This is a genomic window from Streptomyces sp. PKU-EA00015 (assembly GCF_013387495.1).
GTDB lineage: Bacteria > Actinomycetota > Actinomycetes > Streptomycetales > Streptomycetaceae > Streptomyces.
On sequence record NZ_JABZEE010000015.1, the window covers coordinates 110,223 to 124,680 of the forward strand.

The window sequence follows — 14,458 nt, forward strand, 5'->3', positions numbered from 1 at the left end:
CCATGCCGGACATTGCATCCACCACCATCGCCAAGAGGCAACCGATTATTCGTTCGCTGAGCTGCCACGCTTCAAGAAACCTTGGCGAGCTCAAGCGGTCAGCGCATCACCACTGTTCAGGAGGCCGGCGTAGACCTCTGCCGGAGTGCGGTGGCCATGAGCCCCGCGGGGGACGGTGGTTGACGTTGTGGCAGATGGCATCGAGGTCGGCCTGGCTGAACGTCCGCAGATCCGCGCCCTGGGGCAGGTACTGCCGTAGTCGGCGGTTGGTGTTCTCATGGGTGCCCAGCGGCAGGGCACGTTGCGGTCCTCGACTTCGGCAGGGCGGGTGCTGATGGACACATGTGGCGAGCAGTGACAGGCCGTGGAGCCGGGTCAGGGGGCACCGGTTCGCGCCGCGGTGACGGCCACCGTTGCGTAACGCATCGTGAAGCTGCCGCCTATCGCGTCGATGGCGGCGCTGACGCCCTCCAGCACCTTCGCCGGCTTGTCCGGCGGGAGCCGGGTGAAGGCGCCCAGGGTGGGCATCTGGTCCAGCCACGCGTCCCGTCTGCCTGACGACCCGGGCCGTGGACGATGCGTTGGACCCGCTGGAGGTGCTGATCGCGACGGGCCCGCATCATGAACGCGCCTCAGCGGCCACGTGGCCGGACGGATAGCACGGTCGGTGGGATCCCCAGCGCGTCCAGTCGGGACAGGAGTTCTGCCGCCTGATCCTGTGTGACGGCAATCCACAGGGAGGTCCCCGAGTCACTGGCGCTGAAGATCAGCCGGTCTCCTCGCCGGCCTTCGGCGTTGATCGTGTGGGGAGCCAAGTCCAGCAGCAGCTCGAACTGCGCGTCGTCACGGACGTCGATGTCGATCCCCATCCCGGGATCGGCGCGCCGGGAGCGAGTGCCCTGCGCCACCGCCTCCCTGGCCAAGGACAGCGCCCGTTCGTACGAGTGCAGCACTGCAGGCGGCCAGGCATCGTCGCTGTAGGCGTCGAGGTGGGCTGTGTCGATGCCAGGGCGCAGGACGCGAAGCGCCTCGCGATGAACAAGCACGACGTCCGCAGGGCTCAGTCCGTCCACGAGTACGAGTTCGCGGTACGGGCCGCCATCCTGGTTGATCACACGCATGACCTCCCCACACGCAGTGGCCCAACATCCCTGGAGGAAGGCCGCCGCCGCGATGATCTTTGTCAGAAACGGCCTGGCCTAGGACGCTCTGGGCTTGCGCCCGGGCGTCTTCTTCGCGGCCGTCTTCTTGGCCGCGGCCTTCTTCGCCGTCGCCTTCTTGGCGGGCGCCTTCTTCGCCGCGGCCTTCTTCCTCGGCATCTCGTGCACCGTCGCGTGCTCCTCGCCGCGGGACTCCTTGGCGGCCTTCACGGACGCGTTGAGCGCGGCCATGAGGTCGACGACCTGCCCGGCCGGCTGCGGCTCCTCCGGCGTCGGCGGTGCCTTGCCTTCCGCTTTCGCGGCGATGACCTCTTCGAGTGCCTCGCGGTAGTGGTCGGTGAGGTCGGGCATGTGGTCCTCGGTCATGGCGTCCATGAGTTCCACCGCTCCGTCGATCTCCGAGTCGCCCAGTTCCACGGGCGGCGGCGCGAGGGACTCGGGGGAACGGATCTCATCGGGCCAGTGCATCGAGTGGAGAACGATCGCCTCGCCCTTCACGCGCAGGAGCCCGAGCCGCTCGCGGCCGCGCAGCGCGAAGTGCGCGACCGCGACCTTGCTTGAGCGTTCCAGCGCCTGGCGGAGCAGCTTGTAGGGCTTGGCGGCGACCTGCCCGGCGGGCTCGAGGTAGTAGCTGTCGCCGATACGGACAGGATCGATGGACTGCGCGGGGACGAACGCGGCGATCTCGATCGACTTCGCGGTGGGCAGCGGCATGTCCGCCAGGTCCTCGTCGGTGACGGCGACGACAGTGTCCTTGTCGACCTCGTAGCCCTTGATGATCTCGGCGTCGCTGACCTGCTTGTCCTCGAGCTCGCAGATCTTGCGGTACCGGATCCGGCCGCCGTCCTCGAGATGGATCTGCCGGAGGGAGATGTTGTGGCTCTCGGTGGCGGGCACCACCTTGATCGGGATGGTCACGAGCCCGAAGCTCACGGCACCGGACCAGATGGGGCGGGGCATGGCGAGAACCTCCGTGACATCCCCGAGCACGTGTAGGTTCTCAATTCTCGCGTCATTTTCTTCATCACGCTGTCCTGACGACGGCCGATCCGACACGAGAGCGAGAATCGCCGGTCATGCCCCTCGGCTGTTCGAGTGATGGCTGCCAGGTTCGCCGCGCCCGGATGAGCCCCGCGCGCCCGCCCGCGCACTCCACACGTCCAGCACGCGACCCCTCCCTGCTCCCCGTTCTGCACCCAGAGACGGCGCCTTCGTGGTGGCCGGTCACGGGCGTGGGGGAGCCGGCTCGGTGGCCAATGCGGCGGCGATGAGCCGGCCCAGCTGTGCGGCCAGGCCGTCCGGGGTGCGGTGCTGGAGGTACAGCGTGGTGAAGACCGGGCCGGTCACCAGGGCGTGGACGAGGGAGACGTCGGGAAGCGTGGGGAGCTCGCCGCGGGTGACTGCCCGTTCCAGAAGTTCGCGGATGCCGGCCTGCTCGCGGACGACGAACGTCTGGTGGAAGTGGACTGCGAGGTCGGGCGAGGTGCCGATGTCGGCGAGCAGCCCCAGGACCGCACTGGTGGCCGCCGGTGCGGTCAGGTGGTCGACGATCTCCTGGACGAGGACGGTCAGGTCGCCCTCCAGGGTCCCGGTGTCCGGCGACGGGGGCAGGTCCGGGACGTGAATCGCGGCCGCGAACACCATGTCCTGCTTGGTCGCGTAGCGCCGGTAGATGGCCGCTTTCCCGATGCCCGCGTGCTCGGCCACGGCGTCCATCGTCAAGCCGGCGTATCCGCTGTGTGCGAGCAGTTCGCGGGTCGCGGTGAGGATCGCCTCGTCCACCCGGCTGTCTCTTGGTCGTCCCATGCCGGGATGATACGGTACCCACAGTTCCGAAACTATGAGTCTCGTAAGGGGAGCCATGAGTCTCTGGGCGGGTCGCATCCTGGTCGTGATGGGCGTCGGACACCTGATCGCGCTAGGTGCGCAGAACGGCGAGTACGTCGACGAATGGTTCAGTGGTGCTCTCTGGGGGCTGCCTCGCGACGAGTTCGTGCATCCGAGCGGGGCCAACGGGGCGTTCTGGATCGTGGTCGCGAGCTTCGCCGTTCCCCTGCTGCTGCTCGGTCTCCTCATCTGCCAACTCGCCCGCCGGGGCGTCGCGGTGCCGCAGTCCATCGGCTGGGGTCTTGCCACGTGGTGCCTGGTGGGGGCGGCGATTCTGGAACCGACTCCGCTGCTGCTCGGCCTTGTCCCCGCGGTGCTGCTGATCCGTGCGGCCCGGCGCACGGCTGGGTGAGAGCCGATAACCGGATCTGTTGAACGAGTGCGGGACGTGTTCGGGTGACGTGGCCGACGAGACGAGCGGCTGAACTGCTGTCGCGACAGAACCGACGCCCGGTCGCTGCCAAGGCGCCACGCTCGTACCTCGTGAAGGGCCTCGCCCATCTCCCGTCCGCGGGGGCCTTCGGCGACGGCCTCGGTGTCGTGCAGCGACAGAATCGCTCCCGGTCCGGCCGCGGCCGGCGAACCCGGATGTCGACGCGCCGCTCACGCTGCGGCAGCAGCGGCAAGCGACCCCACGGCTCATCCGGCATGACCCACAGCGACGTACTCGCCGCCGCGCCTGACGCCTTCGTGCTGCGCGAGCCGCAACTCTGTGCTGCCGTCGGTGCGGCGTTGCCGATCCTGAAGCTCACGAGCCGCGGGTAGCCCCCGGCTACGTGATGCGCTTCGCGTGTTGCAACCCTCCGCAACCTACGCGCGTCACACATCCGATCCGTACTCTGTCGTCACGAAACGAACACATCATCAGCACTTCGTGCGCACAAGACAGTGCACGGCCGACGCTCGGCCCGCGCTCGGAGACGGCATCTGGGCGGCCATCCCCTCAGTACCGACGGCGGTAACCGCCTCCAGCAGGCCGAGTTCGGCAGCCGGAGCCGTATCCAGGCGCGCCCAACAGGAAGCGGCAACCGGCGAGTTCGCCGGACCGCTCGGCCGATCCCTTCCCCTTTTCGTCCCCACCATCAGGAGACCCGCTCACATGACGCACCCCAACCCGCCCCGGTCGCCGTACGGTCAGCAGCCACGGCACGGGCACGGCGCGCAGCCCGGCTACGGATACCCGGCACCCCAGCAGCCCCACCCCGGCCCTTACGCCGGCGGCCCCGCGCCGTACCAGACCCCGCCGCCCCCGAAGAAGCGCATGTCCACTTGGGCCGTCGCCGGCATCGCCTTCGGCGGTGTCTTCGCCTTCCTCATCCTCGTCGGCGCCATAGCCGGGAGCGGTGACGACACCACCCAGGCCGACGGCAAGGCCGCACCGAAGAGCAGCGCCCCGGCCGAGCCGGCGCAGGAGAAGAAGGACGACACCCCTGCCGAGTCCGAACCGGCCCCCCAGTCGCCCGTGAAGATCGCGGCGAAGAAGACGGCGTTCGCCCCGAGCATCCTCCACGACGGAGGCGCGTACACCAGCGTCCAGGTGACGATCACGAACAACAGTGACAAGAAGATCAGCGTCAACCCGCTGTACTTCTCCCTCACCGACACCGGCGGCAGCAAGCACACGGCCGAACTCGGTGTCGACGAGAACCAGATGGACACCACCGACCTCGCGCCCGGCGAGAACATGACCGGCGTCATCACCGGCAAGGGCGGCTTCACGCCCAAGTACGTCACGTACACGGACGGTCTCCTTGGCGACACGGTCCGAGGCGACGTGTCCTGACCGCGACACGCGGCCGAACGCCCCCGCAACCCACTGAGGCACGGGGCGTCGTTGTGCCGGCGTCCTCGCTGTGAGGCGGAGCCGCCGGCTTCCCGTTGGGCAGGGGGTACCTCGCACGCCGGTGCGCAGACAGGCAACGGCCGAGTATCGGGAGTTCGTAGGGGGATGCCGCTTCCCCGACGGGCGCGTCGCCCCGTCGCTGCCGGGCCACGGGAGGCTGTGCGGTTGGCGATGCGCTCCCTGCCTGAGCAGCCAGGCCGAGGAGCACCGCCGTCGTTCAGTCCACGGGGATCAGTGTGAGGTAGGCCAGCCCGAGCACCTCCCGGTACCCTCTCAGCCAGCTCGTCCGGTGCCGGTCGACACGCTCGCGCGTCTCATTCGCCAGTGGGGGGTCCCGCTGGGTGGCCAGCCATTCCTCCACGTCGGCGTGGTAGCCCGACTCGAACTCCTCCCACTCCTCGCTGCCGGCCGTCTCGACCCAGGCAGGCCGGAACCCGGCGGATACGGCGAGGTCAACGAGCCCGGCCAGGTCATGGAGTTCGTCGGCGCGGGCGCCCGGCCACATTGCTGCCAGCTCGGCGGAAGTGGGGGAACGCTGCCAGAAGGTCTCGCCGAGGAGTACACGCCCTCCGGGTGCGACCATCCGTCGCAGTGCCTGAAGTGCGTCGACAGTGTGCTGCGGTGGGCGTGCGTCGCTGAGCGCGTGACTGGCTCCCAGGCACAGGACGAGATCGGCGGGCCCACGTGCCCCTCCCTCCGCAGCAGACCCCCGGACGAACTCCACGCGTTCGGCCGGCGCGCGGGCCTCGGCGTTCTCGCGCCCCCGAGCGGTGTCCTCTTCGTTGAGATCGATCCCGAGCCCGGTCGCCGCCGGCACCGCTTCGAGGATGCGGAGCATCAGCTCACCCCATCCACAAACCGATGTCCAGAACCGTCGCTGGGGCGGCTCGGGCGAGTCTGCCGACGATCCGTGCGGCTCGGGCCTCGGACGGGGGACCGTGGAAAGCGAGCCGTGTCGGGCGCGGCGGAAGACCGGTTTCATCCATGAGGCGACGCTAGTCGGCGAGCCTGTCATGAACATCGAGTTTGCGTTCGGGCTGCGAGGATCGAGCCCTTCGTAGCGCAGCACGCAGGAACGGTCGGAGAGCCGCGCCGCTCTCGAACGCCTCGCCGCCCTCGACGGCCTCCTGGGCGAGGTCCGAGAGTGGATCGGCTGAGCGTTCCTCCGAGAAGGCCAAGGCCCCCTCCCGGGAACAGCTCCGGTCAGCCGGCTCTGCGACCTGCCCGCAGGCCGGCTGTGTCGGCTGACGCGTCCTTGGGACGGGGACGAAAACCTCATCGGCGTCCCGCGTTGTCGATCAGTACGTCCAGGCCGCCGTCGGCCTCGTCCGGGCGACCGACCCATCTGACCCGGGCGCGGCGGGATCAATCTCGGCGGTCAGGCCCGGCAACGAAACGGAAGCAATGGTTCCGTGACATCCGTCACAGCCGTTTCAGGCGACAGGAGGGCCGATAGTAGATCGCCCCTTGTCGACATAAGGCTATTTGTCCATCTCGATACGGACATGCCCCCGGCGGCGCTCGGCCGCCTTTGGTCGTCTCGGTGCATCCGCCCGCCTCTCGACCGCAGAGGGCTTTTTGATGGGGTGTCAAAAGGATCGGAAGGTTCCGCATGGGGGCCTGCACGCCCCTGTGCACATCGCAAGGGCGTCCCTTTCCTACTACCCGAGGTAGTAGGAGGCGCGCGTTGCCCTCAGCGCGCAGTGGTCCTAACAATGGCTGCCCGCAAAGGCGTCCCCGCAGGTCACACACAGAACGGGCCGGCAAACCCTGTCGGTGGCGCTCCGCGATGACGAGTGAGGTCACACATGAGCAAGCACCGCAGAACGACGCACCACCGGAAGATAGCCATCGCTGCCGTCGCCATGGCGGCCGTGGGTGTGCCCTCAGTCGCCATGGCATGTATGAACCCGGAGGGGACCGGGAACAGAGGGTCCTACCAGTGGGAGAATGCACGTTCCGAGCAGGCGTGGCACGGGAACGAGTCCGAGCTGTGGTGGGACGGGAACAAGTGGGACAGGAAGCCGAGCGCGCAGGAGTCGCAGACCCCCACCGCGACGCCGGGCACCCCGAAGCCGGCAGCGTCGAAGCCGGCGGCGCCCAAGCCCACCGCGACGAAGACGGCGGCACCCAAGCCGGCCGCGCCCAAGCCCGTCGCGTCGAAGCCGGCCGCGCCCAAGCCGACCACGACGAAGCCGGCCGCGCCCGAGTCGGCCGCGCCGTCCACCGCGGCGCCGGCGTCCGGCGATGTCGCCCGCGTCGTGGAACTCGTCAACAGTGAGCGCAGCAAGGCCGGATGCTCCCCCGTGACCTTGAACGCGAAGCTGAGCAAGGCCGCGCAGGATCACAGCGAGGACATGGCGGCTCACCAGAACATGTCCCACACGGGCTCCGACGGCTCGGACGCGGGTGACCGGATCACGCGCGCCGGTTACAGCTGGAGCACGTACGGCGAGAACGTCGCCTACGGTTACGAGACCCCCGAGAGCGTCATGGCGGGCTGGATGTCCAGCCCCGGCCACAGGGAGAACATCCTCAACTGCGCGTTCAAGGAGATCGGCGTCGGCCTCGCGCAGCCGGGCGATTACTGGACGCAGGACTTCGGCACGGCCCGATAGGCGGCGCTGCGAAGGGCTGGAGCGACAGCGGGAGGCCCCTGCCGTGATCACCACGGCAGGGGCCTCGTCGTCTCCTCTACGGCCGGCGGTCGGCCGCTCGCCTTCGTGTCACCTCACCCAAGGCTTGTCCCCAACCGATCTTCGAGTCGGTGCGGACGCGGTCGCCCGGTGTCCGGCCCACTCGTTCGTCCGGAGAGAGCGAGGTTGCGCAGACGGGCGGTGCCGCTCACGGCGTGGTGGACGCCGAGGTCCACAACGGATGGGTCCACAGGCCCTGCGCCCGCAGTCTCGGCAGCACGCCCTCCCCGAACCAGTACGCCTCCTCCAGGTGCGGGTATCCGGAGAGGACGAACTCCTCGATGCCGAGGGCGTGATACTCCTTGATCCGCTCGGCGACCTCGTCGTGGCTGCCGACCAGCGCGGTGCCTGCGCCGCCGCGCACCAGACCGATGCCGGCCCACAGATTGGGGTGGATCTCCAGGCGGTCACGGCTGCCACGGTGCAGGGCGAGCATGCGCTGCTGGCCCTCGGACTCGCTGCGGGCGAGGCCCGCCTGGACGGCTTCGACGGCCTCGTGGCCGAAGCCGTCGAGGAGCCGGCTCGCCTCCGCCCAGGCCTGCTCGGCCGTGTCACGGGTGATGACGTGCAGCCGGATCCCGAAGCGAAGGGTGCGGCCGTGTTCCGCGGCCAGCCTCCGGATCCAGGAGAGCTTCTCAGCGACCTGGGCGGGCGGCTCGCCCCAGGTCAGGTACACGTCCGCGTGGCGCGCCGCGACCTCGCCGGCGGCAGGCGAGGAGCCGCCGAAATAGACCTCCGGTACCGGGTCGGGCAGCCGGGCCAGCCCCGCGTCCTCGACCCGGAGGTGCTCGCCGTCCAGGTCGACGGTCTTGCCCTCCCACAACTCCCGTACGATCTGCAGGAATTCGCCGGTCCTGCGATAGCGCGCGTCCTTGTCGAGGAAGTCGCCGTAGGCGCGCTGCTCGTGGCTCTCCCCGCCGGTGACGACGTTGAGCAGGAGCCGGCCGCCGGTGTGCCGCTGGAAGGTCGACGCCATCTGCGCGGCGAGCGTCGGCGAGACGAAGCCGGGGCGGAAGGCGACCAGGAATCTGAGCCGTTCCGTGTTCTGGCTGACCATCGCCGTGGTCAGCCAGGCGTCCTCGCACCAGGCGCCGGTGGGGGTGAGCGCTCCGACGAAGCCGAGGTCCTCGGCGGCGCGGGCGATCTGGCTCAGATAGGCGACCGTCGGCGGCCGGTCGCGTCCTGACTCCGAGGCAGGGGTGCCGTGGCCGCCGCCGACGACGTGGCGGCTGTCACCGCTGGTGGGGAGGAACCAGTGGAAGGTGAGGGACACGCGGGGTCTCCGATCAGGGGGTTCGTCAGAGCACGCCGTGCGGTGGCGTTCGGGTGCTGCCGGGACGTAGCGGCCGAATGGTCTGTCAGGGTGAGGCGAGGAGTCGTCCCGCGTTCGCCAGGACGTACCGGGCCACGTTCGAGCCGAGCGTGATCCCGGCCTCGTCGGCCGACCGCGTGTGGATGCCGGAGAAGACCCGGGCGTCGACGTTCTCGTCCGAGAGCTGCTTCCAGGCGGTGTATGTCCTGGTCACTCCGGGTGCGGTGGGGCTGGTCAGGGGGAACGGGGCGGTACGCGGCCCGACGAGCGCCGACAGCACGGTCTCCGAGGCGCCCGAGTACGTGGTGTGGCCGCTCGGGTAGTCGGGGTGGGCGGGGGTGGTGTGCAGCGGCGTCCATCCCGGATCGGGAGCGATGGCGCCGGTACGGATCGCGGTGACCGGACGCCACCGCTCGTAGGCGTACTTGCTGTCGGAGGTGGCGATCTGCGTGTCGACCAGCGCGACGTGGAAGAGCGCGAGCAGCCGCGCCTGCCCGGCGGCTCCCTCGCCCGATCGGGAGAGAGCGACGCGCAGCGGCTCGGTGTAGAGGGTGAGCGAGGAGCCGAGCCAGAAGGCGGCCGTCTCGGTCCGGTGGGCGCCGCGCGCCGTGCTGTCCGCCGCGCCGTACTCCCGCACCTCCGCGAGATCGGCGGCGTAGCGCCGGGATTCCAGGGCCGGCGGCGGGCCGAGCCGGAACTGGCTCTGTGCCGTGAGCAGGAACGGCTCGGCGAGCCGGTTGCCGTACTGTGTCGCCGGTGCGTACGCGGGTGGCGTCGGCTGCCACACGCCGGGCGCCGCGGGGGGCACGGCATATGGCGCGTTGACCGATGCCGGGTCGAGTCCGTCGCTCTCCCTCCATCGAAGGACGAGGTCCGCCTGCCGCACTCCGGCCGCGACCCCGCGCTCCTGCGCCGGGCCGTCGGGTATCGCGTCGAGGGTCTCCCTGAACGTCGCGTCCAGCTGCTCCGTACGGCTCGGGACCAGCGTCACCAGAGCTCGGTGCACGGCACCGGCGAGCGCGGCCTCCTGGTAGGCGCCGCGCTCGACGTCCGCGGGCACGCTGCGGGTGGCTCGGGCGGCCGCGAGCCAGCCGATGGCCCAGGTACGGCTGTTGGTGATCTGGGTGGGCGCCCCGGCTGACGCGATGGTCTCGGCCGTGGCGTCGTACCAGGTGAGCGCCGTGGAAGTACGGCCGGCCGCGGCGGACTGCGGGACCGCGGCGGCCTGCGGAACGACAACCGAGGCGGTCAGCAGGGCCGCCGAGCCCAGGGCGACGAGGGCGGGCCGGAATCCGGACGATTTCACGCGTTCTCCTTCGGTGCGGCCGGTGCGGCCGGTGCGGCCGGTGTGCTCGGTAGGGTCGGGGAGGTGTGGCTGCCGGTCGGCCGCGGCAGTCCGTAGTGATCGCGCAGCGTGGCGCCCTGGTACGCGGTGCGGAACAGGCCGCGCTCGCGCAGGATCGGCACCACCTGCTCGGCGAAGAGGTCGAAACCGCCCGGCAGCCAGGGCGGCATGATGTTGAAGCCGTCGGCCGCCCCGTGCTCGAACCACTCCTGGATCTCGTCGGCGATCCGTTCCGGTGTACCCGTGACCACGCGGTGGCCGCGGGCGCCGGCGAGGCGGTGCAACAGCCGGCGCACGGTGGGCTGTTCGCGGTTGATGATGTCGAGAATCAGCTGGAAGCGGCTGCCGTTGCCGCGCTCGCCCCGGGTCTCGATCAGCTCGCGCGGTACCGGGCCGTCGAGCTGGTCGGCACCGAGCTCGATGCCCAGCAGGCGGTGCAAGAGCTGGAGCGAGTACTCGGGCTGAGTGAGTTCGTCGAACTCCTCCTGCAGCGCGCGTGCTTCCACCTCGGTCGAGCCGATGAACGGACTGATGCCCGGCAGGACGAGGACCCGGCCCGGGTCTCGGCCGAGCGCCGCGGCCCGCGCCTTGATGTCGGCGTAGAACTCCTGGCCGCTGTGGAGAGTCTGGTGCGCGGTGAACACGGCCTCGGCGTAGCGGGCCGCGAACGCGCGACCGTCCCGTGAGGAACCGGCCTGGACGTAGACCGGGCGGCCCTGGGGCGTGCGAGGTGTGTTGAGCGGCCCGCGCACCTTGAGGTGACGGCCCTCGTGGTCGATTGGGCGTATCCGGTCGGTGTCGGCGAAGACACCCGTCTTCTGGTCGGCGACCAGCGCCTCGTCCTCCCAGCTGTCCCACAGCTCTGTCACGACGTCGACGAACTCGCGCGCCCGGTCGTAGCGTTCGGCGTGCACCGGGTGCTCGTCGAGGCCGAAGTTCTGCGCTGCCTGCGGTGCGCCCGTCGTGACGATGTTCCAGCCGGCCCGGCCCCGGCTGAGATGATCCAGCGACGCGAAGAGGCGAGCCAGGTTGTAGGGCTCGGTGTAGGTGGTGGACGCCGTGGCGATCAGCCCGATCCGTTCGGTGGCCGCGGCGATGGCGGACAGCCAGGTGAACGGCTCCAGCCGGAAGCGGCTGGCGTAGCGGACGTTGTCGGCGAGGGACGGGCCGTCCGCGAAGAAGACGGCGTCGAAGGCGGCCTGTTCGGCCGTGCGTGCGAGATCCTGGTAGAACCTGATGTCCAGAATGCGGCTCGGGTCGGTGCCGTGGTAGCGCCAGGCGGCCTCGTGGTGGCCGCCCGGATAGACGAACAGATTCAGATGCAGTTGCCGTCGCGCGGTCATGCCGGGCTGCCCTCCTCCACGAGGTCCACTCCCAGCTGTGCGAGCAGGCGGTCCCGCAGGGCCGCGTACTCGGGGCTGCCGTGGCGGCGCGGTGCCGGGAGGTCCACGGGAAGGTCTGCCGCGATCCGGCCCCGGTCCAGCACCACCACCCGGTCCGCGAGAACGATCGCCTCGTCGACGTCATGGGTGACCAGGAGTACGGCGGGCCGGTGCAGTGCGCACAGCCGGCGCAGCAGTACGTGCATCCTGATCCGGGTGAGGGCGTCCAGCGCGCCGAACGGTTCGTCGGCGAGCAGCAGGTGCGGTTCGCGTACGAGGGAGCGCGCGAGCGAGACGCGCTGCTGCTCCCCTCCGGACAGTTCGACGGGCCAGGCCCGCTCGCGCCCCTCGAGACCGACTTCGGCGAGGGCGGCCCTGCCGCGCTGTCGGGCGCCCGGTCCGGTCAGACCCAGGACGACATTGTCGAGCACGCGTTTCCAGGGCAGCAGCCGGGCATCCTGGAAGACGACGGAGACCTGGTCGGGCGCGACGAGTTCGCCGCTCCCCTCCACCTCGTGGTCGAGCCGGGCCAGCGCTCGCAGCAGCGTGCTCTTGCCGGAGCCGCTGCGCCCGAGCAGGGCGACGAACTCACCTGGAACGATGCTCAGTTCGAGCCCATCGAGGACCCTGCGTTCACCGAAGGAGCGTACGAGAGCGCCGATCCGGACCGCCGTGCGGTCGGTCGCGCGGTCGGTCGCCCGTCCCTCGGCGGCGGTCAGCCCGCCAGTGTGCGCCGCCATGACAGCGTCCTCCTCTCCACGAGCCGTACCAGGGCGTCGGAGACGAGCCCGAGGAGTCCGTACACGACGAGGCCGACGATGATGACGTCGGTCTGTCCGTACGTCCGCGCGAGCTCCATCATGTAGCCGATTCCGCTCGTCGCGTTGACCTGTTCGACGACGACCAGCGCGAGCCACGCGGCGGTCACCGCGAAACGCATCCCCAGCAGGAAGCCGGGAAGGGCCCCGGGCAGGACGACGTGGCGGACGAACCGCAGCCTGCCGAGCCGCACGGTCTCCGCCAGTTCGGCATAGCGGTTGTCGATGGTGCGCAGTCCGTTGTGGGTGTGGATGTAGACCGGCACGAAGACGCCGAGCGCGATCGTGACGACCTTCATCGTCTCGCCGATGCCGAACCAAAGGATCAGCAGGGGGATCAACGCGAGTGACGGGACCGCCCGTTTGATCTGCACCGGTCCGTCGATCAACGCCTCGCCCAACCGGCTGAGCCCGGAGACGACCGCGAGCAGAAGCCCACCGGCCACGCCGAACACCAGGCCCAGCAGGGCGCGTCGGGCGGACGTCGTGAGGTGGGACTGCAGCCTGCCGTCGGCGATGAGGTCACCCGCCGAGGCCGCGATGGTCCACGGTGCGGGCAGGCTGCGGGCGTCGATGAGGCCTGCGGCGGAGCCTGCCGCCCAGGTTGCGAGCAGCAGCAGCGGGCCGGCAGCCCAGCCGTACGGCAGGGGGCGGCCCGGGCCGAGCCGTCCCCTGCTGCGGTGGCGCGAAGGGCGCCGGAGGGTGGCGGCCGCTGCGGGCTTCGCAGCCGGGGGCGGCTGATCGTCGTTCGTCGCCGGCGACGGCCGCTCGTCGAAGACCGTGGCACTCATGGTGTCTTCCCTCCGCCGTTCCCGTCATCCGCGATGGCGGCGGCGGCCACGGACTCGTATCGCCGGTCGAAGAGGATGTCCGCCTTGAAAGCCTCACGGTGTTGTTTCTTCGCCAACAGATCGATGGTCTGCTGCTGACGTCGGATGGCGCCGGTCCAGTCCGCCGGAATGTCGGGGTGGCCGATCCGCTCGACGAGATACTCGCCGTCCTCGCGGCTCAGTCCCTGGTCCTTGACGTAATAGCCTTCGACCCATTCCTTCGGGTGCTTGTCGATCCAGATCTGGGCCCGCGCCCAGAACGCGATGAGTTCCCTGACGGCGGAGGACTTCTGCGCGTCGCTGACGGTGTCGGTGAGCGCCCACAGGTGCTCTGGGTCGTCCCGCAGGCCGTGCCTGACGGTCGTTCCGCCGGCGCTGCCGTATGTGGTCAGATAGCGCTTGACGTTGACGTCTGCGATGGGAGCGGCATCCACCTGGCGATTGCCGAGTGCCGTGGGATAGACGTCGTCGGTACTGGCCAGCTCGATGAGCTGGACGTCATTCTGCGTGAGCCCGGCCTGTTCCAGGATCCGCAGCACGAGCGCGCCCTGCGCCTGGCCCGGGCTGTAGGCGATCTTCTTGCCGCGCAGGTCCGCAAGCGTCCTGATGCCTGCCCCGGGAGCGACGCCCAGCTCGTAGACCGGGTGCCGGAGCGGATCCTTGCGGAACTTCGCCGCCACGAGCTTGGTGTCGAGGCCCGTCCAGTGAGCGTTGATCGACGGGATCTCCGCGGCCGAGCAGAGGTCGAGAGCCCCGGCACGGAAGGCCTCGGAGCACTTCGGTCCGCCGCTGATGTTGGCCCACTCCACCTTGAAGGGAAGCTTGTCGATCTGACCCGACAGCTCCAGTGCGACCCTGAGCTGCGGCGCACCGACGGTCAGGGTGGTGTCGGGGGAGACCGCGGCCGGGATCTTCTCCTCGGAGACGTCTTTGCCGGTAGCCGTGGACTGTGTGGTGCCCGCGCAGGCGGTCAGCAGAAGGGCAGCCGAGAGCGTGGCCGTGAGGGCGGTCGGTAGGGATGGGGGCATGCGCAAGCGAGGGGACATTCATGCCTTCACAGAGCGTGAGAAGCCACCAGGGCGGGGATGAGCCCGGAACGTGGCGAAAGGGGAAAGGGGAAGCCGAAGCAGTCGGACAGCGTCGGTGGGGTCAGCTGCACACCGCGGTGGGGTCAGCTGCACACCC

Annotated in this window: 12 protein-coding genes and 2 pseudogenes; 3 read left to right on the forward strand and 11 right to left on the reverse strand. The window is 69.9% G+C overall.

Annotated elements, in window-relative coordinates; genetic code table 11:
* Positions 1-375: 375 nt before the first annotated feature.
* From HW130_RS13755 to HW130_RS13770, 4 genes and pseudogenes are all read right to left on the reverse strand, one after another.
* Positions 376-549: pseudogene (locus HW130_RS13755) on the reverse strand (SAM-dependent methyltransferase); the annotation flags it as partial.
* Between the two features lie 83 nt (positions 550-632).
* Positions 633-1,121: a hypothetical protein gene (locus HW130_RS13760; protein WP_177149738.1), complete on the reverse strand. Its 489-nt coding sequence runs from the start codon at positions 1,119-1,121 to the stop codon at positions 633-635.
* A gap of 78 nt (positions 1,122-1,199) precedes the next feature.
* Positions 1,200-2,120 carry a Ku protein gene (locus HW130_RS13765; RefSeq protein ID WP_177149825.1) on the reverse strand — a complete coding sequence of 307 codons (921 nt, stop codon included), beginning with the start codon at positions 2,118-2,120 and terminating at the stop codon, positions 1,200-1,202.
* Between the two features lie 264 nt (positions 2,121-2,384).
* On the reverse strand, positions 2,385-2,966 hold the full coding sequence (locus HW130_RS13770) for a TetR/AcrR family transcriptional regulator (protein WP_218183501.1): 582 nt from the start codon (positions 2,964-2,966) through the stop codon (positions 2,385-2,387).
* A gap of 55 nt (positions 2,967-3,021) precedes the next feature.
* Here HW130_RS13770 and HW130_RS13775 point away from each other — a divergent pair, with 55 nt between their 5' ends.
* Positions 3,022-3,399: a DUF6463 family protein gene (locus tag HW130_RS13775; RefSeq protein WP_256356071.1), complete on the forward strand. Its 378-nt coding sequence runs from the start codon at positions 3,022-3,024 to the stop codon at positions 3,397-3,399.
* Between the two features lie 747 nt (positions 3,400-4,146).
* Positions 4,147-4,830: a DUF4352 domain-containing protein gene (locus HW130_RS13780; RefSeq protein ID WP_177149826.1), complete on the forward strand. Its 684-nt coding sequence runs from the start codon at positions 4,147-4,149 to the stop codon at positions 4,828-4,830.
* A gap of 277 nt (positions 4,831-5,107) precedes the next feature.
* On the opposite strand, the pseudogene HW130_RS13785 reads toward HW130_RS13780, so the two are convergent.
* Positions 5,108-5,876 (reverse strand): annotated as a pseudogene (locus tag HW130_RS13785) (SAM-dependent methyltransferase).
* An 822-nt stretch (positions 5,877-6,698) separates the two neighbouring features.
* On the opposite strand from HW130_RS13785, the gene HW130_RS13790 reads away from it, so the two are divergent.
* Positions 6,699-7,508 carry a CAP domain-containing protein gene (locus HW130_RS13790; protein WP_177149827.1) on the forward strand — a complete coding sequence of 270 codons (810 nt, stop codon included), beginning with the start codon at positions 6,699-6,701 and terminating at the stop codon, positions 7,506-7,508.
* Between the two features lie 226 nt (positions 7,509-7,734).
* Here the strand turns inward: HW130_RS13790 and HW130_RS13795 are convergent, their stop codons facing one another.
* From HW130_RS13795 to HW130_RS13820, 6 genes are all read right to left on the reverse strand, one after another.
* Positions 7,735-8,859: an LLM class flavin-dependent oxidoreductase gene (locus tag HW130_RS13795; RefSeq protein WP_177149828.1), complete on the reverse strand. Its 1,125-nt coding sequence runs from the start codon at positions 8,857-8,859 to the stop codon at positions 7,735-7,737.
* An 85-nt stretch (positions 8,860-8,944) separates the two neighbouring features.
* Positions 8,945-10,204, reverse strand: coding sequence for a vanadium-dependent haloperoxidase (locus HW130_RS13800; RefSeq protein WP_177149829.1), 1,260 nt, complete (start codon positions 10,202-10,204; stop codon positions 8,945-8,947).
* Positions 10,201-11,586: an LLM class flavin-dependent oxidoreductase gene (locus tag HW130_RS13805; protein ID WP_177149830.1), complete on the reverse strand. Its 1,386-nt coding sequence runs from the start codon at positions 11,584-11,586 to the stop codon at positions 10,201-10,203. The genes HW130_RS13800 and HW130_RS13805 overlap by 4 nt, the downstream gene beginning before the upstream one ends.
* The gene (locus tag HW130_RS13810; protein WP_177149831.1) at positions 11,583-12,365 is read right to left on the reverse strand and encodes an ABC transporter ATP-binding protein; all 783 of its coding nucleotides are present in this window, start codon (positions 12,363-12,365) and stop codon (positions 11,583-11,585) included. Before HW130_RS13810 ends, HW130_RS13805 begins: the two co-directional genes overlap by 4 nt.
* Positions 12,341-13,234, reverse strand: coding sequence for an ABC transporter permease (locus tag HW130_RS13815; protein WP_177149832.1), 894 nt, complete (start codon positions 13,232-13,234; stop codon positions 12,341-12,343). Before HW130_RS13815 ends, HW130_RS13810 begins: the two co-directional genes overlap by 25 nt.
* On the reverse strand, positions 13,231-14,301 hold the full coding sequence (locus HW130_RS13820) for an ABC transporter substrate-binding protein (RefSeq protein ID WP_256356072.1): 1,071 nt from the start codon (positions 14,299-14,301) through the stop codon (positions 13,231-13,233). Before HW130_RS13820 ends, HW130_RS13815 begins: the two co-directional genes overlap by 4 nt.
* Positions 14,302-14,458: the final 157 nt, after the last annotated feature.

Coding starts and splice junctions, on each gene's coding strand:
- HW130_RS13760 (WP_177149738.1), bottom strand. CDS start 1,121: ATGCGTGTGATCAACCAGGATGGCGGCCCGTACCGCGAACTCGTACTC.
- HW130_RS13765 (WP_177149825.1), bottom strand. CDS start 2,120: ATGCCCCGCCCCATCTGGTCCGGTGCCGTGAGCTTCGGGCTCGTGACC.
- HW130_RS13770 (WP_218183501.1), bottom strand. CDS start 2,966: ATGGGACGACCAAGAGACAGCCGGGTGGACGAGGCGATCCTCACCGCG.
- HW130_RS13775 (WP_256356071.1), top strand. CDS start 3,022: ATGAGTCTCTGGGCGGGTCGCATCCTGGTCGTGATGGGCGTCGGACAC.
- HW130_RS13780 (WP_177149826.1), top strand. CDS start 4,147: ATGACGCACCCCAACCCGCCCCGGTCGCCGTACGGTCAGCAGCCACGG.
- HW130_RS13790 (WP_177149827.1), top strand. CDS start 6,699: ATGAGCAAGCACCGCAGAACGACGCACCACCGGAAGATAGCCATCGCT.
- HW130_RS13805 (WP_177149830.1), bottom strand. CDS start 11,586: ATGACCGCGCGACGGCAACTGCATCTGAATCTGTTCGTCTATCCGGGC.
- HW130_RS13810 (WP_177149831.1), bottom strand. CDS start 12,365: ATGGCGGCGCACACTGGCGGGCTGACCGCCGCCGAGGGACGGGCGACC.
- HW130_RS13815 (WP_177149832.1), bottom strand. CDS start 13,234: ATGAGTGCCACGGTCTTCGACGAGCGGCCGTCGCCGGCGACGAACGAC.
- HW130_RS13820 (WP_256356072.1), bottom strand. CDS start 14,301: ATGCCCCCATCCCTACCGACCGCCCTCACGGCCACGCTCTCGGCTGCC.